Raw genomic sequence first — 20,598 nt, forward strand, 5'->3', positions numbered from 1 at the left:
ACACGGGTTTCCCGCTTGTGATCGAAAAACAGGTACAAGAGTTTTGGCTTTTGCATGCCTGTGAGGAATGCTGAGACTGCTCTGTTGCCATTTTACGATTCTGTTTTTCTTTGTCTTTGCCGCGCCGCCTTGCTAGAGATGTGCAGCCGAAGCAATATCCCATATTGCACCTTCTTGGTTAAGGAGGTCTCAACGCGGGATATTGGTTAAAGGATTTTCAGGAATTGTGAACCGCGTTTTGCGCCTGAAAATGCTTGAAAGCGACTTTTAGAGCTTTGCTCAAAAAATGGGGTGGAGATGTCGAACAAAAAGAAGCCACTGGTGGTTCTTACCCGAAAACTGCCGGACCCGGTTGAAACCCGAATGCGGGAATTGTTCGACGCACGTTTAAATATAGACGACCATCGCATGTCACAGCCTGAAATCATCGCTGCGATGAAAGAGGCTGATGTTCTCGTACCCTGCATCACTGATGTGATCGATGCGGCTGCGATTGAGCAGGCGGGACCAAATCTCAAACTGATCGCTAATTTCGGCAATGGCGTTGATAATATTGACGTGGCTGCAGCTGCAAAACGAGGCATTACCGTCACCAACACACCCAACGTGCTGACTGAAGACACTGCCGATATGACTTTAGCGCTGCTACTGATGGTGCCTCGGAGGCTCGTTGAGGGCGCGAATGTACTGAACGAGCGCGATGGAGAATGGCCGGGCTGGTCGCCGACATGGATGCTGGGACGCCGCATCTGGGGCAAACGCCTCGGTATCGTCGGCATGGGCCGCATTGGTACTGCCGTCGCACGGCGCGCTAAGGCTTTTGGCCTCTCGATCCATTATCACAACCGCAAGCGTGTCAGCGCGCAGGTCGAGGAAGAGCTGGAGGCGACCTATTGGGACAGTCTCGACCAGATGCTAGCTCGCATGGACATCATTTCGGTCAATTGCCCATCGACACCGGCAACATTTCACCTGCTTTCAGCCCGCAGAATAGCGCTCATGCAGCCGACAGCCTATCTGGTCAATACGGCGCGTGGTCAGATTATCGATGAGAATGCGCTGGTCGAGCTGATCGAACAGGGCAAGATTGCGGGCGCGGGGCTCGATGTGTTCGAGCATGAACCGGCCGTCAATCCGCAGCTTCTTTCGCTTGCTGAAAAAGGCAAGGTCGTTTTGCTGCCGCATATGGGGTCGGCCACGATCGAAGGCCGTGTGGATATGGGCGACAAGGTGATTATCAATATCCGGGCTTTCGTCGATGGGCATCGCCCACCGGATCGTGTCCTGCCTAATCGTGTTTGAAGCTATTTGCTGGCCGTAACCGAACCGTCAAGACTATCGCCGGCAATGAATTTCAGCACTGTATGTGCGTAGAGCCGGGGATTTTCGGCCGGGACGCCGTGACCGGAGTCGGGCAGGATAACCAGCCGTGCACCGGGAATATGATCCGCAATAAACTCGGTATGCTCTCGCGTGACCGCTGTATCGTGATCACCGATTACAATGGCGGTTCGCACCGTTATCTTCGACAGGTCTTCAGCTGTATAGTTCGGCTCATTCGCCCATAAGGCATGGATTTCCTTGTCGATGCTTTCATAGTGGCGCAGTTCGGGAAGCGGCTTGCCTTCAGCGCGCGCCAGCATGTAGCCGGTCGAACCTTCTGGCGTGACATTGGCAGCTTGCGCAAACAGGCTTTTAAGCCGCTCGGGATAACGCATGGCAATATCAATGCCGATAATGCCACCATCGCTCCAGCCGACAAGATCGACCTTGCCGATGGTGAGATAATCCAGCAGTGCTACATAATCGTCGGCCATAAGCTCATAGGTGAGTGGATCGGTCGTGCGCGTTGAGCGTCCTTGACCACGGCTATCTGCGACAATCACCGTGTGATCACGTGCAAGAATTGGCAGCTGCGCGTCCCAGACATGCTGGTCTGATAAGCCGCCATGGATGAGAAGAATTGGCGGCCCTTTACCCACGACGCGGTAATACATCTCAATGCCATTGACGCTGGCAAAGCTGGCTGGCGAAGCGGTAATGGTCATGCGAGCAATTCTTTCAAAGGAGACGGCGGAAGGGAAAAAGGCGCCGAGGCCGAAAATCAGCCCCGCGATCCATATTGTTCCTTTGCCCGTCATCGTCGCACGCTTATGGCCTTCTGATCAGAGTTGGCAGGTCATAGAGATAGGCGATACGCTTGATTGCATCGTTCAGTGGCTCCATGGTCACTGTCATAGTGTGGCCGCTGGCATGGATGAGCATGTCAGGCGATGCGCAGATCGCGACATGACCTTTCCAGAACACCAGATCACCGCGCTTGAGATTGGAATAGTTAGCATCCGGTTCGATGATCTCGCCGAGGGTGTTCTGCTGCATATCCGAATCGCGCAAGACTTTGCGGCCCGAAACCCACATGGAAAGCTGAACGATACCGGAGCAATCAATACCAAAGCCCGATGTTCCGCCCCATAGATAGGGCGTGTGCAGCAGGGTCTCAGCAACGGCTACATAGTCAGGCGCATGCTGATCAAGGGACGCAAGGTGGCCTGCAATCAGGGCTTCGCCATTCTCAAGCAGTGCATATTGTGTGCCGCGTGTCTCAGCGGAACCGACAATACGAACGCGCGAGCCAAGCGAAAGAGCCTTGGTATGCGGGAAACGAAGATCAGAACCGGGGTAGATGAAAGTGCGCGGCACGATGACCATATGCGTCGCATCCGCGCCTGGTTTTTCCAGCGAGGCTGAGGATACGTAGCCTGTATAGCCGTCGCGCTCGGCCTGCGCCCAGCTCCAGCCATCCTGCTCTTCGAACACGCGTACCATATCGCCGAAAATGATCTGGGTTTGTGGGCCGCTGTCCGGTCGTGGTTCAGAACGAAGATCGACGACGGACGCAGAGACCTGCATCAAAGTGCCAGCAGTAAAACGGCTCGCTTCAACCTTCCCGCTCAACCGTTCATCAGCGAGATCGGGACGATAGGCGTTTAAGCGACGGTCGAGCATGCTCACAGTGGTAACTCCCTGGCCTTAGCGATCACCAGATCGCCCAATCTTTCGACATAAAGTGCGCCAGTAACTGTTCTCTTTACTAGCACATTTCGACGATCTTTTTCATCACGATGCCGGGATACAAGATTGAGCGTTCCCATCGTATCGAGAGCACGTGTAATCACCGGCTTGGTGACATTCAGTTTGGCTGCGAGCCCTCGCACGGTATGCGGCGGGGGCTCCAGATAAATGGTCAAAAGAATAGCCACCTGACGCGTGGTCAGATCGGGCATCTCGTCCCGCACCTGCTCCAGCGACAAGGTTCGCAGCAATGTTAGTGCCTGCAAAGGTTTCAGTTCAACGGGCATAAATCACAAGCCGCTTTCAATACGCGCATCTTGTCCCAAAACCGCTTCACGCTTTTCGCGATGCGTTCAATATCGTTTCGGACCCGTATCATTCAATGCTGTTTTTGCTTTGCAGGCAAGCGATTTCCTTTGGCGATCGTTGGGCCAGTCATCGGGCCGATTTCTGGGCAGGATATTTCTCTTTGAGAAGCTGGTAGAGGGAGCGGATTGCCTGTGCTTCACCACCAATCGGAGAGGCAGGTTTTTCCACCGGCACCCAGCCGTAGATGTCGAAATGTGCCCAACTTTTCGCCTTCTCGACAAAGCGGCTCAGGAACAATGCAGCCGTCACAGAGCCTGCAAAGCCATCGGTGGTGACATTATTGATGTCTGCTACGCGCGACGAAAGCTTCTGCGCATATGGCTGCCAGAGTGGCATACGCCAGAGTGGATCTGCTGTTTTAGCAGCCCTCTCTGCAATGCTTGCTGCAAGGGTGTCGTCATGCGTATAGAAAGGCGGTAAATCCGGACCGAGCGCTACGCGCGCGGCACCTGTGAGCGTTGCCATATCGATAATGAGTTCAGGTTCTTCTTCATCGGCCAGTGCCAGTGCGTCTGCCAGAACCAGTCGACCTTCGGCATCGGTATTGCCGATTTCAACCGTCAATCCCTTGCGGCTTTGCAGAACATCACTTGGGCGGAATGCATTACCCGCGATTGCGTTCTCGACAGCCGGTATCAGGACACGCAATCGAACAGGGAGCTTCGCGTCCATGATGATGGAGGCAAGGCCCAGCACATTGGCGGCACCGCCCATATCTTTCTTCATAAGCAACATGCCGCTTGCAGGTTTGATATCGAGGCCACCGGTATCAAAACACACGCCTTTGCCGACGAGCGTGATCTTTGGATCGCTGTCTTTGCCCCATTTGAGATCAATCAGGCGCGGTGCGATGCTGCCGGCACGACCTACTGCATGGATCATGGGCAAATTATGTTTCAGGAGAGCATCGCCTTCCACTGTGCTAATCGTTGCACCATTTTTGGAAGCAAGATCGCGTGCCGCTTGTTCCAGAGCATCAGGCCCCATGTCATTGGTCGGCGTGTTGATGAGATCACGGGCAAGCGTTACAGCATCGGCGATACGCTGTGTTTCAGCGGCATCCACGCCTTCGGGAACTGCCAGACGGATCGTCTTGCCATTGCCCTTGCGGTAGCGCGTGAAACTATAGCCGCCCATGAGAAATGCGAGTGCTGTCAGTTCGGCATGATCAGGATTGCCTTCAATATGCCAATCACCCTCTGGCAGACTGCGGGCAAGCTTACCAGCTAGAAGCTGCGATTGACCGCCCTGTTCGTCATCGCCTGTACCAAACAGAGCGCCAGCGATTGATCCGTCCTTGCCCGGTAGCACAAGAACGCGTCCGGCTTCGCCGTTGAAATCATTCGCCCCGGCCCAGGACTGAGCATCAGGTGTCAGAGCCGCCTGATCGACCTTGTTCTTTCCGATGAACCAGATGGGGCGGCTGTCTGCTGATTTTGCGGTAACGATCTTAACGGTCATGACATTCCTCGGCGGTGAAAACTTTTAGAGCGCCATGCGCCCTGTTGGGCCCACAAAGTACGATGCGCTAGATACGTTAATAAGCAAATAGCCATCCGGCGGGAACCGGGTGGCTATTCAATTCTGTATGAAGGCCAAACAACTTGGAGCACATCCCGAAAAGTGGGAACCGGTTTTCGGAATAAGATGTGCTCAAAAAAATAGAGCATTTCCAATGATTCAACTTAATCCAGAACTACTCTAGTTTCGTTCGACGAACTGAACCTGTGCGGCTGCGTTGTAATCGAAAGCAGAAGCGGGTTTTCCGGCGAAGAGCGCCATGCCACTGATGACAGCAATAATGGCAAGCGCACCGATGAGCGTGCATTCGATCATCGCTGCACCCGATCTGTTCTTGAAAAAGCGCGTCATCAAAGCCGGCATGTTACTTACCCTGAGCTGAAGTCTCGTTGGGGTTCCTTTTAATGCCCGCCAATTGTGATGAGTTTAAGAAACAAGGAAAATAAAGCGTTAATATTGCTTCAGGGAGGCTTAAGCGTGACTTCGATCCGGTTTGGGTTAACGGATGGCAAATGCAGTTGCTGGGGCTTATATGAGTCTGGCTGAACTATTTGCTGGGAAGAGTATCAATGCCGGAATTGCCAGAGGTCGAGACGGTTCGCCGTGGGTTGCAGCCCTTCATGGAAGGCGCAAATGTCGAGCGGGTGGAGCAAAACAGACCCGATCTGAGGTTTCCTTTTCCCGATCAATTCATAGAGCGCATATCAGGCCATCGTATCGAGGCGCTGGGACGCCGTGCGAAATATCTGACCATGCATCTGGATGACGGGCTGTCTATTATCAGCCATCTTGGCATGTCCGGTTCGTTTCGCATTGAAGCGGATGATGCAGAGGGCATGTCCGGCGGTTTTCACCATGAGCGATCCAAAATCGCCAAACATGACCATGTCGTCTTTCATATGTTGCGCCAGGATGGCTCAAAAGCGCGCATCATCTATAATGACCCCAGGCGCTTTGGTTTCATGCTCTTTGCTGAAAAAGGCGCGCTTGATGATCATCCTTTGCTCAAAGGGCTTGGCATTGAGCCGACAGGCAACCGGCTTTCCGGCGAATTACTGGGCGCACTCTTTGAAGGTCGCAAGACGCCATTAAAGGCGGCACTGCTCGATCAGCGACTGATCGCAGGGCTTGGCAATATATATGTTTGCGAGGCTTTGTGGCGTTCGCGGCTTTCGCCCATGCGTGCCGCAGGTTCTCTTGCGAAAGACAAGAAGACGCTTGATCGCCTTGCCGAGGATATCCGCACCGTAATTGCAGAAGCCATCGCCGCTGGTGGATCGAGTTTGAAAGACTATATTCAGGCCGATGGCGCCCTTGGTTATTTTCAGCACTCATTCTCGGTCTATGGGCGCGAGGCGCAACCTTGTCGTGCTCCGGGCTGCACAGGCATGATTGAGCGCGCAGTGCAGGCGGGTCGATCGACCTTTTTCTGCGCATCATGTCAAAGTTGATATTTGGCTGATCTTGCCAAACGGAAACCGGCAGTACACCTTGTCCAGCAAATTCTGATCTGATGAAGGAGGAGAACTATTCCATGGCCTATGAAACGATCGTTGTTGAGACGCGCGGTGGGGTTGGTCTTGTTCGTCTTAATAGACCGCAGGCGCTCAATGCGCTCAACAGTACAGTTCTTAAAGAGCTGACCGAAGCCCTGGCTGCTTTCGACACCGATGGCAAAATCGGAGCGATCGTGCTCACCGGTTCGGAAAAAGCTTTTGCGGCCGGCGCCGATATCAAGGAAATGCAGCCGATCAACTTCGTTGACGCCTATTTGCAGGACATGTTTGCCGATTGGCGCAAAGTGGATCGTGTGCGCAAGCCGATCATTGCAGCCGTGTCGGGCTATGCACTGGGCGGCGGTTGCGAGCTCGCTATGATGTGCGATTTCATTATTGCAGCCACTAATGCCAAATTCGGACAGCCGGAAATCACGCTTGGCGTTATGCCGGGCATGGGCGGCTCACAGCGCCTTGCGCGCTATGTCGGTAAATCCAAAGCCATGGATATGTGTCTGACCGGTCGCATGATGGATGCGGAAGAAGCCGAGCGTTGTGGTCTTGTCTCGCGCCTTGTGGCCCCTGAAGAACTGATCGAAGAAGCATTGAAAGCTGCCGAGCGCATTGCCTCCTTCTCGCAGCCTTCAGTGCAGATGGTGAAGGAATCGGTCAACCGTTCCTATGAGACCACACTTGATGAAGGACTGCGTTTTGAGCGCCGGCTGTTTCATTCGCTTTTTGCCACTGAGGACCAGAAAGAAGGCATGTCCGCTTTCATCGATAAGCGCACGCCATCCTTCAAGAATCGCTGATAGTCTGATCATAAGAGGCAATCAGACCGCGGCAGTTTAGCCGGGTGGGCTTTATTTGAGGCTCGAATTTAAGCCGGAAGGCCGCGTATCCGGCCTTTTGGCTTAGTTGCTCGTCAGAATCCTCGTTGACGCGGGAGCAAAGCTGATCTATAAGCCCGCCACGGATCGGCGGCCCTAGGCACTATGGCTGCCCTAGAGGTTTTGTGCCCGACGGTTATATCCAGTGGGCTGCTGACAGAAAAAGAGAGGCATTTATGGCCAATACTCCTTCGGCCAAGAAGGCAGTGCGCAAGATCACTGCCCGCACCGAAATCAACAAGTCGCGTCGCTCGCGCGTTCGTACCTTCCTCCGCAAGGTTGAAGATGCGCTCTTGAGTGGCGACAAGGAAGCAGCATCGGTTGCTTTCAAGGCTGCTGAGCCTGAACTGATGCGCGCTGCTTCAAAGGGCGTCGTTCACAAGAATACCGCTGCTCGTAAGGTTTCGCGCCTTGCTGCACGCGTTAAGGCATTGAACGCCTAATATAACCTAAAATTAAAACTAGGTTTTAGAAACCCGGCTCATTGTTAGCCGGGTTTTCTTTTTTGGAACTTTTTTAAAGAACAGCACCCATTAAACTAGGGGCATGTTTTTTAGAGATATTTTATATTATTTCAATAATTTCCAAGCTCTCGGAAAAATGAATGACTGAAATTCCTCTTTATTTTCAAAAACTTGCAAATCTTTATCCACAGTTATCCACAGGGCTCGCGAGGGACTCGGAAGACCGTCTGAGTCAAGCCATTTTTTTAAAATTTATTTTGTCGGAGAACATATCGTGGCCACCTAAAAAATCGGTTCGGGAAACGCATTGAATCCAAAGGTGTTATTTCTTTGACGCCCGATTCTCTGGCCCGCGACATCGACCATGCAAGTCTTAATTGAAGAAAAAACTGCAGATCTTAGGCTTGCTCTTTGCCGCGAGGCTTCGCTAAAGTCAGGACATCAGAGGGGTGGGCCCACGGCCCGGAGTTAGCATCACATTGAGTCTTCAATTGACGTGGGCAGTCTTGTCCGCGGGTGCTGAGTTCTGGTCTTTAAGGCCCTGTTCCTATTAAGTTTGTCTCTCATGGCTATTGCTTACCATTCATTAACCGGAATGCTGTTTTAGGCGCATCTTCGTTAATTGAATGGTTGTCGCAAGACCCGTTCCGGGCAATCAGCCTTGAGTAAGAATTGTATGAGTCGTAACGCGTAGCCGGAAAGGAGCATCCGGGCACCGATCCACGACAGCTGTTTGAAGCGTGGACTGTTTGAGTTTGTGTTTGGCCCTCTGAGTTAAGGGCCAGTGTGAAGTGAGTACCCGCGAGGCGACTGGATCATAAGGTCCGGCGGACCTAATGCAGGAAATAACGACAAGCGCCGCAAAAATGGCGCGTAAGAATGTGAAGGCAGGCGAGACGATGGCAATGATGACTGGTAAGTCGACGGCAACGATGGGTGATGATGCGCATGCGAACCGTATCCATGGATCTTCTGCTACTGGAAAAGAAAACAGCCTCATGGTGAGCGCTGGTAATGTCGTCGGTGATGACGTTTTCGAACGTCTGACAGCAAAGCTGAAAGCCCGCGTCGGCAGCGAGATCTATTCAAGCTGGTTTGGCCGTCTGAAGCTCGACGATCTGTCCAAAAGCGTGGTTCGCCTGTCGGTTCCGACAGCTTTCCTTCGCTCATGGATTAACAATCATTATTCTGAACTGCTGACCGAACTATGGCAGGAAGAACACCCGCAGATTCTCAAAGTTGAAGTGGTTGTGCGCGGAGTGAGCCGTGTCGTTCGCACTGCAGCACCTGCTGAAACCAACGAAGCCATTGACGCCAAGTCACCTTCCGCCATGCGTGAAAAGGTCGTTTTCCCAGTTGGTCAGCCAAGCGCTGAAAAGCGTGGCTCGGCTGTCGTGGCAGAATCGGCTTCCGGTTCGGTTCTCGGCTCCCCGCTCGATCCGCGTTACACGTTTGATTCTTTCATCGATGGTGCATCCAACCGCGTGGCTCTTGCTGCTGCCCGCACCATTGCAGAAGCAGGCTCAAGTGCCGTGCGCTTCAACCCGCTTTTCATCCATGCATCTGTCGGTCTTGGTAAGACTCACCTTTTGCAGGCGATTGCGGCGGCTGCCCTGCAGCGTCAGGAAAAGGCCCGCGTCGTTTACCTGACTGCCGAATATTTCATGTGGCGTTTTGCGACTGCGATTCGCGACAACAATGCGCTTTCTTTCAAGGAACAGCTGCGTGACATCGACCTGCTCGTCATCGACGACATGCAGTTTCTGCAGGGCAAGTCGATCCAGCATGAGTTCTGTCATCTTCTCAACACGCTGCTCGATAGCGCCAAGCAAGTTGTTGTTGCAGCAGACCGCCCGCCATCGGAGCTGGAATCACTTGATGTCCGCGTTCGCTCGCGCCTTCAGGGTGGCGTTGCTCTTGAAGTTGCAGCACCTGATTACGAAATGCGTGTTGAAATGCTGCGTCGTCGCCTCACGACCGCACAGCTTGAAGATTCAAGCCTCAACATTGACGATGAAATTCTCGCGCATGTTGCTCGCACCGTCACCGGGTCGGGTCGCGAGCTGGAAGGCGCTTTCAACCAGCTTCTGTTCCGCCAGTCATTCGAGCCAAACCTGTCCATTGACCGTGTCGATGAACTCCTCGGCCATCTGACCCGCGTTGGCGAACCTAAGCGTATTCGCATTGAAGAAATTCAGCGTATCGTGGCACGCCATTACAATGTGTCGAAGCAGGATCTGCTTTCGAATCGCCGCACACGCACCATTGTGAAGCCGCGTCAGGTTGCCATGTATCTGGCCAAGATGCTGACTCCGCGTTCGCTGCCAGAAATCGGTCGTCGTTTTGGTGGGCGCGATCACACCACTGTGCTTCATGCTGTGCGTAAGATCGAAGATCTGGTCGGTGCCGATGGCAAGCTGGCGCAGGAACTCGAGCTGCTGAAGCGCCTCATCAACGATCAGGCTGCTTGATCTGTAGAAATTCGTTAAAAAGCCTGCGCCGTGTCGTTTTGCGATGCGGCGTGGGCTTGCTTTTCGGCTCAAAAATCTGCCACTTTAGCAAACCTTCTGGCGCTAAGGCGCCTTATTGATGGGGGCATCTGCCCGTTACGCGGTTGCCCTGTCCTAGAGAGCGAGTGCGTTTCAATATGCGTGTTACCCTAGAGCGATCAAACCTTCTCAAGTCACTCAACCACGTCCACCGTGTCGTGGAGCGTCGCAACACGATTCCGATTCTGTCCAATGTGCTTTTGCAAGCCGAAGGCGCAAGCCTCGCGCTCAAGGCAACGGACCTTGATCTTGAAGTGAACGAAGCAACCGCTGCCATGGTCGAACAGGCCGGAGCAACAACGGTTCCAGCGCATCTTCTCTACGATATCGTGCGCAAGCTGCCTGATGGCGCAGAAGTCATGCTGTCGACCAACCCCGATGGCGGCTCGATGTCCGTCATTTCGGGCAAGTCATCGTTCCGCCTGCAGTGCCTGCCACAGTCTGATTTCCCGGAACTGACAGCCGGTTCGTTCTCGCATTCCTTCCGCATCGATGCGCAGGCTTTAAAGCGCCTCATCGACCGCACACAGTTTGCGATCTCGACGGAAGAAACCCGCTATTATCTCAACGGTATCTATTTCCATGCCATTGAAAGCGACGGTGCACTGAAGCTGCGCGCAGTTGCAACCGATGGTCATCGTCTTGCTCGCGCTGAGCTGGAAGCACCGTCGGGCACGGAAGGAATGCCAGGCATCATCATTCCGCGCAAAACTGTTGCTGAACTGCAGAAGCTCGTTGATGTGCCGGACACTGTTGTGTCGGTTGAACTGTCAGATGCGAAGATTCGCTTTACAGTCGGTTCCGTCGTTCTAACTTCCAAGTTGATCGACGGCACATTCCCGGATTATCAGCGCGTGATTCCTTCGGGCAATGACAAGAAGCTTACCATCAGCCGTCAGGATTTTGCGGCTTCTGTTGATCGCGTTTCCACCATTTCGAGCGAACGTGGCCGTGCGGTTAAGCTTTCTATTGCCGATGGCCAGCTGACACTGACGGTCAACAATCCCGATTCGGGTAGTGCTACTGACGAACTGGCTGCCGATTACGATGCTGATCCGATCGATATCGGCTTCAACTCAAAGTACCTGCTCGACATCACAAGCCAGCTTTCCGGTTCAGAAGCAGTTTTCATGCTGGCCGATGCCGGTTCGCCGACACTCGTGCGCGATACGGGTGACGAAGATGTGCTTTATGTCCTGATGCCGATGCGTGTTTAGGACCTTAAAGAAAACAGATCGTGAGCATCTCTGAACCAAATCTAAGCCGTCCGGATCGAGTCTCGGTCCGGCGGCTTAAACTTTCTGATTTCCGTAATTATTCGGAACTCACGTTGCCGCTTGGCTCCGGCCATGTTGTGCTGACTGGCGAAAACGGTTCAGGCAAAACCAATCTCATTGAGGCTTTGTCCTTCCTGTCTCCGGGCAGGGGATTGCGGCGCGCATCCTATGATGATGTCGCGCGAACGAATGGGCCCGAAATTAAGCATGATGGCTTTGCCATCCACGCATCACTCGATTGTATGATTTATGGCGATGTCGAAATCGGCACAGGTACTGCAGGTGGCGGCGAAGGTGGCCGCAAGGTCCGTATCAATGGTATTGCCGCATCGGGCGATGAACTCCTTGATTATGCGCGCGTTCTCTGGGTTGTTCCGTCGATGGACGGGCTGTTTACCGGCGGCGCATCGGATCGGCGACGGTTTCTCGATCGCATGGTGCTGGCAATCGATACCAGTCACGGCAAGCGCGTGCTTGATTATGAAAAGGCGATGCGTTCTCGCAATCGTCTGTTGAGCGACGGAAACAGCGATAATCAGTGGCTGGAAGCGATTGAAAGCCAAATGGCCGAACTTGGCATCGCGATCGCTGCTGCGCGCGCTGAAGCAATGCGTATGATTGCTGCGATGATTGAGCGGCTTCCCAGTGACGGTCCATTTCCCAAAGCGGATTGCTTTCTCGAAGGATCGCTTGAACAACGGATTAGTTTGGAAGCAGCCCTTGATCTTGAAGAGGATTTTCGGCGCACATTGCGCGACGGGCGTGCTCGGGATCGCGCTGCCGGACGCACTTTGGATGGCCCGCATCGTACTGATCTCATTGTTCAGCATCGGCCCAAATCCATGCCTGCAGCACTTTGCTCAACCGGCGAGCAGAAGGCGTTGCTGATCGGCCTTATTCTGGCGCATGCAAGGTTGACGGGCGAGCTTTCGGGCATGGCGCCGATTCTGCTGCTTGATGAAATTGCGGCTCACCTCGATATCGGGCGCCGTGCCGCTCTGTTCGGAATTCTGGATGATCTTGGTGGGCAGGCCTTCATGACTGGCACCGACCGGTCGCTGTTTGAAGCGCTAGAAGGTGACGCGCAGTTTTTCAACGTGGCGGCGGGCGAACTGACAAGAATCTAAAAATAATCGCTGACAGGTCATTTGAGCGGGCCTATGTTCAAGCATCATGAATGCATCATCAAAGCCCTTTTCATCCGAAGAACTGGAGCGCTATGCGCGCCATATTGTGCTGCCGGAAATCGGTGGCCCAGGTCAGCAAATGCTGAAGGCCGCTCGCGTCCTTGTTGTGGGCGCAGGCGGACTTGGCGCGCCTGTGCTGCAATATCTGGCCGCTGCCGGTATAGGCACGCTCGGTCTTGTTGATGACGATACGGTTTCATTGTCGAACCTGCAAAGGCAGGTGATCCACGATACGGAAAGTGTCGGCCAGGCAAAGGTGGAGAGCGCCAAGTCTTCGATTGCTCGCATTAATCCGCATGTGAAGGTTGAAGGCTATTCGTTGCGGTTAAATACCGAGAACGCACAAGCTCTCATCAGCGATTACGACGTTGTTGTCGATGGCTCTGACAATTTTGCTACCCGTTATGCGCTGGCTGACGCTGCAGCCTTGGCTGGGCGCCCTCTGGTGACGGGCGCTATGGGTCGCTTTGATGGAACAGTCACGGTGCTTATGCCTTATGCCAGTGGTGCTGACGGCAATCCCAATCCATCTTATCGCGATCTGTTTCCAGACATGCCGTCACCGGGCTCAGTGCCGACTTGTGCAGAAGCTGGCGTTTTAGGCGTTTTACCGGGGGTGATTGGCAGTTTGCAGGCCATGGAAGTGATCAAGCTGGTGACCGGTATTGGTGAGCCTCTTGTTGGTCGGCTTCTGCTCTACAATGCATTGAATGTGCGGTTCGAAATCATTCGCTATAAGGCACGTAAACCCAAATGACGGCTCTCCGCATTTGCCTCATCGGTTCGGATTTTGATCGCTGGAAAGATCTTCTCCGGCTCATTCAGGAGAGTTTTGCCTATATGGATGGCATTATTGATCCACCATCTTCCGCACGCCATCTGACGGCAGATAATCTGCAGGAGAAGGCGAAAGACGAAACGGGATTTGCAGCTTTCATTGGTGAAGAACTGGCAGGCTGTGTGTTCATCAAGGAAAAAGATGATCACTTCTATCTTGGCAAGCTCGCAGTCGCCCGTGGCTTTGAAGGTCAGGGGACTGGGCGCAACCTCGTGGAAAAGGTTGAGCAGCATGCAGTAACGTGTGGCAAACCCGTGATGGAGCTGCAGACCCGCATTGAGCTTACGCGCAACCATGCGGTCTTTGAGAAATTAGGCTATCGCAAGGTAGCGGAGACGGCTCATACTGGCTTTACGCGCACGACATCGATCACCATGCGCAAGGAGATCACACGTGGCACTGACATTAACGCATGAAGAGCAGTCGATAGCGTCCGGTGCTGAGGGCGAAGGTGCCGCGATGGCTATGCGTATAGTGGCTGATACAGCACGACTGATGGGCGCACCGCGTCTTATCCCAATTGCTTCAGCTCATATTGATGGTGCGCTCTATCATGGGGACAGCGGTACGCTGTTTGCCGAAAGGCTGGTTGATGGTGGTGCGAAAACCAAAGTGCGCGCAACGCTGAATGTTGGTTCCATCGATCTCACCGGTTGCTCGCACAATCTCCTGCCGCAGCATGAGGCGGAAATGGCCAAGCGCATGATGCGCGCCTATATCAAGCTTGGTTGCGAGCCGACTTGGACTTGTGCGCCTTATCAGGCGGGTCATCGCCCGGAAAAAGGAACCGATGTTGCCTGGGGCGAATCGAATGCCGTTGTTTTTTGTAATTCCGTGCTGGGCGCACGGACCAACCGTTATGGCGATTTCCTCGATATAGCTTGTGCTATCGCTGGTCGTGCGCCGGATTACGGGCTGCATCGAACTGAGAATCGTCGCGCGACGGTCGTTCTCGATATTTCGGCAATCAATCCTGCGTTTCTTGGTTCTGAGGTCGCATGGCCGATTCTAGGCAACCTGTTTGGGCGCAGTGTGGGCACAAATATTGGCGTGGTGGCAGGAGCCCGTGTGCACCCGGATGAAGATGCACTGAAAGCTTTTGGTGCTGCCGCAGCCTCGGTGGGTTCAGTCGGGCTTTTCCATGTTGCCGGTGTAACGCCGGAAGCACCCGATCTTGAAACCGCCCTGCAGCATCAGAGGCCTGAAGGCATCATCCATGTGACGCAGGAAATGATTGAGGCCACGCGCAAACGTTTGTCGACGGTCGACCATGTGGATGCGATTGATGCGGTCGCTATTGGCAGTCCGCATTTGTCGATTGCTGAGTTCGACCGTCTTGAAAGTGCCATTGCTGCCCGCAAGCTGGCCGTGCCGCTTTATGCCTGCACCGGACGACATGCTCTTGTGGAACTGGAAAAGAATGGGCGCAGACAACTGCTTGAAAAAGCAGGCGTTGTGATTGTCGCTGATACTTGCGTTGTTGTCACACCTATTTTGCCAGCTAAGGATAATGCCGTTCTGATGACCAATTCGGGTAAATTTGCCCATTATGCGCCGGGAAATACGGGCTATGGCGTGCTGTATGGGTCGCTTGAGGAATGCGTTGAGAGTGCTGTCGCTGGCCGCCCGATTTTTGCGAGGCAGGCAGCGTGAGTGAAATCACTTTCACATCGTCCGTCCTCGTCGCCGGAAAGGCTGCTCAAGCTCAGGCTTTGGTCCTCTCAGCCCCTATCAGTTTCTGGGGCGGTGTTGATCCCAAAACCGGCCGTATCGCCGATGTTCGTCATCCTGAACATGGTCAGAGCATTTCGGGTTATGTTTTATGCCTGCCGGGCACCATCGGGTCGTCTTCTGCGGCAGCCGTGTTGCTGGAACTGGTTCATGCTGGCCTGGCCCCGGCGGCGATTGTTCTGCACGAACCAGATGCCATTCTGCTTCTTGGTCTCATCGTTGCGCGCGAGATGGGACATGACGTGCCGATTGCCGTCGAGTATGATCGGGAGGCCCAAAAGAAACTCGCCGGCCATCACGTGATGGTCGGCGAGGACGGAAAGATTTCAATTAGGACTTAACTTAATATTGCGTGGTGCGATCCACCACATTTTCCAAAGTTCCGTCACGCTCGAAAGCTTCAATCTGACGGATGATCTGGGGAACAATGGCAGATGCTGACGAGCTTGCAGCCGAATGCGGGGTGATCGTCACTTTCGGATGTGTCCAGAGCGGGCTATCAACTGGCAGCGGTTCCTGATTGAAAACGTCAAGCGTTACAGCCGAAAGCAGACCGCGATCCAGGGCTGCCAGAATATCCGCTTCGTTCTGCAAGCCGCCACGACCTGCGTTGATCAGCACAGGCGCGCCCAGTGGGCCGTCGCTTTTCAATTGCGCAAACATGGTCATCGACAGAATGCCTTTGGTGTCAGGTGTCAAAGGCAGAAGACAGACGAAAATATCGGCCGTTTTGAGAAAGCGTACGAAGCCTTCCTTGCCGTTGAAGCTCTGAACGCCCTCGATTTCCTGGGGGCGACGGCTCCAGCCGGTGACATTGAAGCCGAGCGTCTTGAGCTTGGCTGCTGCATCGCGACCGAGAACCCCCAGCCCCATGATACCGACAGTCACTTCATGGGCCGCTGGCTGGCGCGGGTCTTCATGCCAGACCCGGTTCTTCTGCTGTTTGCGGTAATTTGCGCCAAGACGATGGTGATCAAGCACCTGCCAGACCACATATTCGGTCATGCGCATGGTGAGATCATCTGAGATAACACGCACGAGCGGCACGTCTGGAATGTGCGGATCGTGAAAGACATGATCAACGCCAGCACCGAGCGAGAAAATCACTTTGAGATTTGGAAGATTGGCCAGCGAGCCGGGCTTCTGCTTCCAGACGAGCGCATACTCGACGCTTGGATCGGTTTCGCCACGTTCAGTCACGACATTGCGCTCAGGCGCGTGTGCCTTAAAGCTGTCGACCCAAATAGCCGGATCCCAGTTGGTCAAAGACAGAAAGATTTTTTTGTCCGCTGTCGTCATTGTCTTATTCCTCCCTCGGTAGCCTCCATGTGGAAGGCCGCCGCCATCAACGCCTTGGTATAGTCGGTTTTTGGATTGGCAAAGACTTCCTTTGACGTTCCATATTCGACTGCCTTGCCATTGCGCATCACCAGCACATCATTGGCCAGCGCCCGCACCACTTTCAAGTCGTGGCTTATGAAAAGATAAGCCAGGTCATGCTTTTTCTGCAATGCGCGTAAAAGATCGACCACCTGAGCCTGAACACTCATGTCGAGCGCTGAGGTCGGCTCGTCCAGCATGACGAATTTCGGGTTGAGAACCATCGCCCGCGCAATCGCGACACGCTGGCGCTGACCGCCCGAGAACTCGTGCGGATAGCGGAAGCGGCTGTCGGGATCGAGGTTCACTTCCTTGAGTGCCGCCACCACACGTTCATCACGTGCGTCGGCCGACAGCTTCGGCTCATGCACCAGAAGCCCTTCGGCGATGATATCGGCAATGGTCATGCGTGGGCTCAGCGAGCCGAACGGGTCCTGAAACACAATCTGCATTTCGCGACGCAACGGGCGCATGTCCTTAAAGCTGTATTTCGCAATATCGCGTCCCTCAAAGCGGATTTCCCCCTGCGACGAAATCATGCGTGAAAGAGCGAGACCAAGTGTTGTCTTGCCGGACCCTGATTCTCCGACAACGCCGAGCGTCTGACCGGCACGCAATTCGATATTGATGCCGTCCACTGCCTTCACATGATCAACGGTCTTGCGCAGGAACCCTTTCTTAATCGGGAACCAGACGCGGACGTCCTTGCCTTCCATCACCTTCTTTGCGCTGAGATCAGCCAGCGGAGGCTCGCCCTTTGGTTCTGCCGCGAGAAGATGTTTTGTATATTCATGCTGCGGATTGTCGAAGATTTCCCTGGTCGGACCGGTTTCGACGATCTTCCCTTTGCTCATCACACAAACCCGATCGGCGATTTTGCGCACGATACCAAGATCATGGGTGATGAAGAGCATCGACATGCCCTGAGCGCTTTTAAGCTCTGCGAGAAGTTGTAATATCTGCGCCTGCACCGTCACATCGAGCGCGGTTGTAGGTTCATCGGCTATCAGCAGCTTTGGCTTATTGGCAAGTGCCATGGCGATCATCACGCGTTGACGCTGACCGCCTGAAAGTTGGTGCGGGAAGGCGCTCAGGCGCTTTTCCGGTTCACGAATGCCAACCTCGTGCAAAAGCTCCAGCGTTCGTGCACGTGCGGCCTGATCACCCATGCCCTGATGCATTTTCAGGATTTCGCTGATCTGCCGTTCCACTGAATGCAGCGGATTGAGCGAGGTCATAGGCTCCTGAAAAATCATGGTGACATCATTGCCGCGCACGCGGCGCAATTCAGGCTCTGATGCCGTCATCAAATCCTTGCCGTTGAAAAGAATTTCACCGGATGGATGACTTGCTGCCGGATAAGGCAGGAGCTTGAGAATAGACAGCGCAGAAACTGACTTGCCCGAACCGGATTCACCGACAAGTGCCACGGTTTCACCCTCTGCAATATCGAAGGAAACGTGGTCGACGGAAATTCGCTCCTCGCCGTTCTGACGGAAGGCCACCGAAAGATCACGGACGGAAAGTAGTATCTTTTTATTCATTGATCCGCTCGTTGGCCCACTCATTGAAATGCCTTTCGTGGATCGAATGCATCGCGTGTTGCTTCGCCAATAAAGATCAAAAGCGACAGCATCAATGAGATCACCACAAAGCCGGTAATACCAAGCCACGGCGCCTGAAGGTTGTTCTTGCCCTGCGCGAGCAACTCTCCAAGCGAAGCAGAGCCCGGAGGCAATCCGAACCCAAGGAAGTCAAGCGAAGTGAGTGTGGTGATGGAGCCATTGAGAATGAACGGTAAGAAGGTCAGTGTTGCAACCATGGCATTGGGCAAAAGGTGTCGCCACATGATTGTGCCGTTCTTCACACCAAGGGCGCGCGCCGCATTCACATATTCGAAGTTTCTGGCGCGCAGGAATTCCGCACGCACCACGCCAACGAAAGCGACCCATGAAAACAGCAACATGATGCCGAGCAACACCCAGAACCCCGGCGGTAAGATCGCAGCTATAATTAGCAGCAAATAAAGTACCGGAATCGATGACCAGATTTCAATGACGCGCTGGAAGATGAGATCAACCCAGCCGCCGAAATAACCCTGCACTGCACCTGCCGTCACACCAATGATTGCCGAGAAGAACGTCAGGATCAGGCCGAACATCACCGAAATGCGGAAGCCGTAAAGCGCACGCGCAAAGACATCACGTGCCTGATCATCAGTGCCGAGCCAGTTGAAATTGCCGACAATGCAATTGGGATCACTCACCCCTTGCGGATAACGCTGGCAGCGTTGCTCCTCGGTATAAAGCCAGAAAGGCTTTGAGGGAGCTGCTTCCGGAATATCGTTATTGACGGTGTTGTAGGAATAGCGGACCGGCGGCCAGATGGCCCAGCCATTCTGGTTGATTTCGTCCTGAATGACGGGATCACGATAATCGGTCACGGCATAAAAGCCGCCAAATTTCTCTTCCGGATAGTCGACAAAAACCGGCGCCAGCAATTCGCCCTTATAGGAAACGAGAATGGGGCGGTCATTGGCGATAAACTCGGAGCAGAGCGCTGCAACAAGCAGAAACAGGAAAATCCACAGTGACCAGTAACCGCGTTTATTGGCTTTGAAATTCTGCCAACGGCGGCGGGTGAGCGGCGAAAGGAATGGGCGCTTCACAGGTTTTGTGGCCGGGGTGAGAATGGTATCTGTCATCACACATCCCTCCGGTCAAAGTCGATGCGCGGATCAATCCATGTGTACATGAGATCGGATAGGAGTCCGACGAGAAGCCCGATCAGCGAGAAAATGAACAGATTGGCGAATACGACTGGATAATCGCGATTGATAATTGATTGATAGCCAAGCAGGCCCAACCCATCGAGTGAGAAGATGGTTTCAATCAGCAGCGAGCCAGTAAAGAAGGCCGAGATGAAAGCGCCCGGAAAACCGGCAATCACGATCAGCATTGCATTGCGGAAAACATGGCCGTAAAGCACCTGATTTTCGGTCAGGCCCTTGGCACGTGCAGTCGTGACATATTGCTTGCGGATTTCTTCCAGAAATGAATTCTTGGTCAGAAGCGTGGTGGTGGCGAAGGCCGAGAGCACCAAAGCAGTCACAGGCAGCACCATATGCCAAAGGTAATCGCCGATTTTGCCCCAGAATGACATTTGCGCGAAATCAGGTGAGGTCAGGCCGCGTAGCGGGAACCAGTCAAAGAACGAGCCGCCCGCAAAAAGCACGATCAGCAGGATCGCAAAGAGGAAGCTCGGAATTGCATAGCCGACGATGATGATAGCACTGGTCCAGGTATCGAAACGCGTTCCTTCCTTGATCGCCTTACGAATGCCAAGCGGGATCGAAATCAGATAGGACAGGAATGTGAGCCACAGACCGAGCGAAATCGACACTGGCATCTTTTCCTTGATGAGGTCGATCACGCTGATATCGCGGAAATAGCTATGCCCGAAATCGAAGCGCATATAGTTCCAGAGCATCAGACCGAAGCGTTCAAGCGGTGGTTTGTCGAAACCGAATTGCTTTTCAAGATCAGCGATGAATTGCGGGTCGAGGCCCTGCGCACCGCGATATTTGGAGTTGACGGAGCCGCTATCCATGCCACTCTGGCCGAAGTCGCCGCCACCGCCGGAAAGGCGGTCTAACGCATCGCCACCCTGACCGGAAAGCTGAGCAATGACGCGTTCAACTGGCCCACCGGGGGCAAACTGAACGACGGCAAAAGATATGGCCATAATGCCCAAGATGGTCGGGATCATCAGGAGAAGGCGGCGTAGAATATAAGCGCCCATCAGCCTTCAATGCTCCGGATGTT

20 protein-coding genes are annotated in these 20,598 nt (G+C 53.9%); 11 read left to right on the plus strand and 9 right to left on the minus strand.

Annotated elements, in window-relative coordinates; all coding sequences use genetic code 11:
* Window positions 1-297 precede the first annotated feature (297 nt).
* Window positions 298-1,302, plus strand: a complete 1,005-nt coding sequence (locus OIV19_RS01440; protein WP_024898326.1) for a 2-hydroxyacid dehydrogenase — start codon at window positions 298-300, stop codon at window positions 1,300-1,302.
* 2 nt (window positions 1,303-1,304) lie between these two features.
* Here OIV19_RS01440 and OIV19_RS01445 read toward each other — a convergent pair whose 3' ends face one another.
* From OIV19_RS01445 to OIV19_RS01465, 5 genes are all read right to left on the minus strand, one after another.
* Complete coding sequence (locus OIV19_RS01445; RefSeq protein ID WP_264230475.1) at window positions 1,305-2,141, minus strand: alpha/beta fold hydrolase; 837 nt, start codon at window positions 2,139-2,141, stop codon at window positions 1,305-1,307.
* Window positions 2,142-2,151: 10 nt separating this feature from the next.
* Window positions 2,152-3,006 carry a C40 family peptidase gene (locus tag OIV19_RS01450; RefSeq protein ID WP_264230651.1) on the minus strand — a complete coding sequence of 285 codons (855 nt, stop codon included), beginning with the start codon at window positions 3,004-3,006 and terminating at the stop codon, window positions 2,152-2,154.
* A gap of 2 nt (window positions 3,007-3,008) precedes the next feature.
* A complete protein-coding gene (locus OIV19_RS01455; protein ID WP_095447810.1) occupies window positions 3,009-3,359 on the minus strand; it encodes a MarR family transcriptional regulator in 351 nt (116 codons plus the stop codon).
* Between the two features lie 148 nt (window positions 3,360-3,507).
* Window positions 3,508-4,902, minus strand: a complete 1,395-nt coding sequence (locus OIV19_RS01460; protein WP_264230476.1) for a M17 family metallopeptidase — start codon at window positions 4,900-4,902, stop codon at window positions 3,508-3,510.
* Window positions 4,903-5,142: 240 nt separating this feature from the next.
* Window positions 5,143-5,325 carry a Flp family type IVb pilin gene (locus OIV19_RS01465; RefSeq protein ID WP_095447812.1) on the minus strand — a complete coding sequence of 61 codons (183 nt, stop codon included), beginning with the start codon at window positions 5,323-5,325 and terminating at the stop codon, window positions 5,143-5,145.
* Between the two features lie 206 nt (window positions 5,326-5,531).
* Between OIV19_RS01465 and mutM the strand changes: the two genes are divergently transcribed.
* From mutM to OIV19_RS01515, 10 genes are all read left to right on the plus strand, one after another.
* Window positions 5,532-6,413 carry a bifunctional DNA-formamidopyrimidine glycosylase/DNA-(apurinic or apyrimidinic site) lyase gene (gene mutM / locus OIV19_RS01470; RefSeq protein ID WP_264230477.1) on the plus strand — a complete coding sequence of 294 codons (882 nt, stop codon included), beginning with the start codon at window positions 5,532-5,534 and terminating at the stop codon, window positions 6,411-6,413.
* A gap of 83 nt (window positions 6,414-6,496) precedes the next feature.
* Window positions 6,497-7,270 (plus strand): enoyl-CoA hydratase, encoded by a 774-nt coding sequence (locus OIV19_RS01475; RefSeq protein ID WP_024898319.1) that lies wholly within the window; start codon window positions 6,497-6,499, stop codon window positions 7,268-7,270.
* A 254-nt stretch (window positions 7,271-7,524) separates the two neighbouring features.
* Window positions 7,525-7,791, plus strand: a complete 267-nt coding sequence (rpsT, locus tag OIV19_RS01480; RefSeq protein WP_095447814.1) for a 30S ribosomal protein S20 — start codon at window positions 7,525-7,527, stop codon at window positions 7,789-7,791.
* A 926-nt stretch (window positions 7,792-8,717) separates the two neighbouring features.
* Window positions 8,718-10,283 (plus strand): chromosomal replication initiator protein DnaA, encoded by a 1,566-nt coding sequence (dnaA, locus tag OIV19_RS01485; RefSeq protein ID WP_095445782.1) that lies wholly within the window; start codon window positions 8,718-8,720, stop codon window positions 10,281-10,283.
* A gap of 176 nt (window positions 10,284-10,459) precedes the next feature.
* Window positions 10,460-11,578: a DNA polymerase III subunit beta gene (gene dnaN / locus OIV19_RS01490; RefSeq protein WP_095445783.1), complete on the plus strand. Its 1,119-nt coding sequence runs from the start codon at window positions 10,460-10,462 to the stop codon at window positions 11,576-11,578.
* Between the two features lie 20 nt (window positions 11,579-11,598).
* Complete coding sequence (gene recF / locus OIV19_RS01495) at window positions 11,599-12,765, plus strand: DNA replication/repair protein RecF (protein ID WP_264230478.1); 1,167 nt, start codon at window positions 11,599-11,601, stop codon at window positions 12,763-12,765.
* Window positions 12,766-12,811: 46 nt separating this feature from the next.
* A complete protein-coding gene (locus OIV19_RS01500) occupies window positions 12,812-13,582 on the plus strand; it encodes a molybdopterin-synthase adenylyltransferase MoeB (RefSeq protein WP_264230479.1) in 771 nt (256 codons plus the stop codon).
* Complete coding sequence (locus OIV19_RS01505) at window positions 13,579-14,079, plus strand: GNAT family N-acetyltransferase (protein WP_095445786.1); 501 nt, start codon at window positions 13,579-13,581, stop codon at window positions 14,077-14,079. The genes OIV19_RS01500 and OIV19_RS01505 overlap by 4 nt, the downstream gene beginning before the upstream one ends.
* Window positions 14,057-15,316 (plus strand): aconitase X catalytic domain-containing protein, encoded by a 1,260-nt coding sequence (locus OIV19_RS01510; RefSeq protein ID WP_264230480.1) that lies wholly within the window; start codon window positions 14,057-14,059, stop codon window positions 15,314-15,316. Before OIV19_RS01505 ends, OIV19_RS01510 begins: the two co-directional genes overlap by 23 nt.
* A gap of 5 nt (window positions 15,317-15,321) precedes the next feature.
* On the plus strand, window positions 15,322-15,735 hold the full coding sequence (locus OIV19_RS01515; RefSeq protein WP_095447816.1) for an aconitase X swivel domain-containing protein: 414 nt from the start codon (window positions 15,322-15,324) through the stop codon (window positions 15,733-15,735).
* A gap of 1 nt (window position 15,736) precedes the next feature.
* Here OIV19_RS01515 and OIV19_RS01520 read toward each other — a convergent pair whose 3' ends face one another.
* From OIV19_RS01520 to OIV19_RS01535, 4 genes are read right to left on the minus strand one after another with little or no spacing between them, the layout of a single operon-like run.
* Complete coding sequence (locus OIV19_RS01520) at window positions 15,737-16,693, minus strand: 2-hydroxyacid dehydrogenase (RefSeq protein WP_264230481.1); 957 nt, start codon at window positions 16,691-16,693, stop codon at window positions 15,737-15,739.
* On the minus strand, window positions 16,690-18,318 hold the full coding sequence (locus tag OIV19_RS01525) for an ABC transporter ATP-binding protein (protein WP_264230482.1): 1,629 nt from the start codon (window positions 18,316-18,318) through the stop codon (window positions 16,690-16,692). The genes OIV19_RS01520 and OIV19_RS01525 overlap by 4 nt, the downstream gene beginning before the upstream one ends.
* Before the next feature lie 20 nt (window positions 18,319-18,338).
* Window positions 18,339-19,478, minus strand: a complete 1,140-nt coding sequence (locus tag OIV19_RS01530; protein ID WP_264230483.1) for an ABC transporter permease — start codon at window positions 19,476-19,478, stop codon at window positions 18,339-18,341.
* On the minus strand, window positions 19,478-20,575 hold the full coding sequence (locus OIV19_RS01535; protein WP_024898308.1) for a microcin C ABC transporter permease YejB: 1,098 nt from the start codon (window positions 20,573-20,575) through the stop codon (window positions 19,478-19,480). Before OIV19_RS01535 ends, OIV19_RS01530 begins: the two co-directional genes overlap by 1 nt.
* Window positions 20,576-20,598 lie beyond the last annotated feature (23 nt).

Origin of the sequence: Brucella sp. HL-2 (genome assembly GCF_025846885.2) — a bacterium.
GTDB lineage: Bacteria > Pseudomonadota > Alphaproteobacteria > Rhizobiales > Rhizobiaceae > Brucella > Brucella quorumnocens.

What these genes read in the sequence shown, in the direction of transcription:
- OIV19_RS01440 (WP_024898326.1), top strand. Translation starts at nt 298, where the DNA reads ATGTCGAACAAAAAGAAGCCACTGGTGGTTCTTACCCGAAAACTGCCG.
- OIV19_RS01535 (WP_024898308.1), bottom strand. Translation starts at nt 20,575, where the DNA reads ATGGGCGCTTATATTCTACGCCGCCTTCTCCTGATGATCCCGACCATC.
- OIV19_RS01505 (WP_095445786.1), top strand. Translation starts at nt 13,579, where the DNA reads ATGACGGCTCTCCGCATTTGCCTCATCGGTTCGGATTTTGATCGCTGG.
- OIV19_RS01525 (WP_264230482.1), bottom strand. Translation starts at nt 18,318, where the DNA reads ATGAATAAAAAGATACTACTTTCCGTCCGTGATCTTTCGGTGGCCTTC.
- OIV19_RS01475 (WP_024898319.1), top strand. Translation starts at nt 6,497, where the DNA reads ATGGCCTATGAAACGATCGTTGTTGAGACGCGCGGTGGGGTTGGTCTT.
- OIV19_RS01460 (WP_264230476.1), bottom strand. Translation starts at nt 4,902, where the DNA reads ATGACCGTTAAGATCGTTACCGCAAAATCAGCAGACAGCCGCCCCATC.
- OIV19_RS01530 (WP_264230483.1), bottom strand. Translation starts at nt 19,478, where the DNA reads ATGACAGATACCATTCTCACCCCGGCCACAAAACCTGTGAAGCGCCCA.
- rpsT (WP_095447814.1), top strand. Translation starts at nt 7,525, where the DNA reads ATGGCCAATACTCCTTCGGCCAAGAAGGCAGTGCGCAAGATCACTGCC.
- OIV19_RS01465 (WP_095447812.1), bottom strand. Translation starts at nt 5,325, where the DNA reads ATGCCGGCTTTGATGACGCGCTTTTTCAAGAACAGATCGGGTGCAGCG.
- OIV19_RS01455 (WP_095447810.1), bottom strand. Translation starts at nt 3,359, where the DNA reads ATGCCCGTTGAACTGAAACCTTTGCAGGCACTAACATTGCTGCGAACC.
- OIV19_RS01520 (WP_264230481.1), bottom strand. Translation starts at nt 16,693, where the DNA reads ATGACGACAGCGGACAAAAAAATCTTTCTGTCTTTGACCAACTGGGAT.
- OIV19_RS01445 (WP_264230475.1), bottom strand. Translation starts at nt 2,141, where the DNA reads ATGACGGGCAAAGGAACAATATGGATCGCGGGGCTGATTTTCGGCCTC.
- dnaN (WP_095445783.1), top strand. Translation starts at nt 10,460, where the DNA reads ATGCGTGTTACCCTAGAGCGATCAAACCTTCTCAAGTCACTCAACCAC.
- dnaA (WP_095445782.1), top strand. Translation starts at nt 8,718, where the DNA reads ATGATGACTGGTAAGTCGACGGCAACGATGGGTGATGATGCGCATGCG.
- OIV19_RS01450 (WP_264230651.1), bottom strand. Translation starts at nt 3,006, where the DNA reads ATGCTCGACCGTCGCTTAAACGCCTATCGTCCCGATCTCGCTGATGAA.
- mutM (WP_264230477.1), top strand. Translation starts at nt 5,532, where the DNA reads ATGCCGGAATTGCCAGAGGTCGAGACGGTTCGCCGTGGGTTGCAGCCC.
- OIV19_RS01500 (WP_264230479.1), top strand. Translation starts at nt 12,812, where the DNA reads ATGAATGCATCATCAAAGCCCTTTTCATCCGAAGAACTGGAGCGCTAT.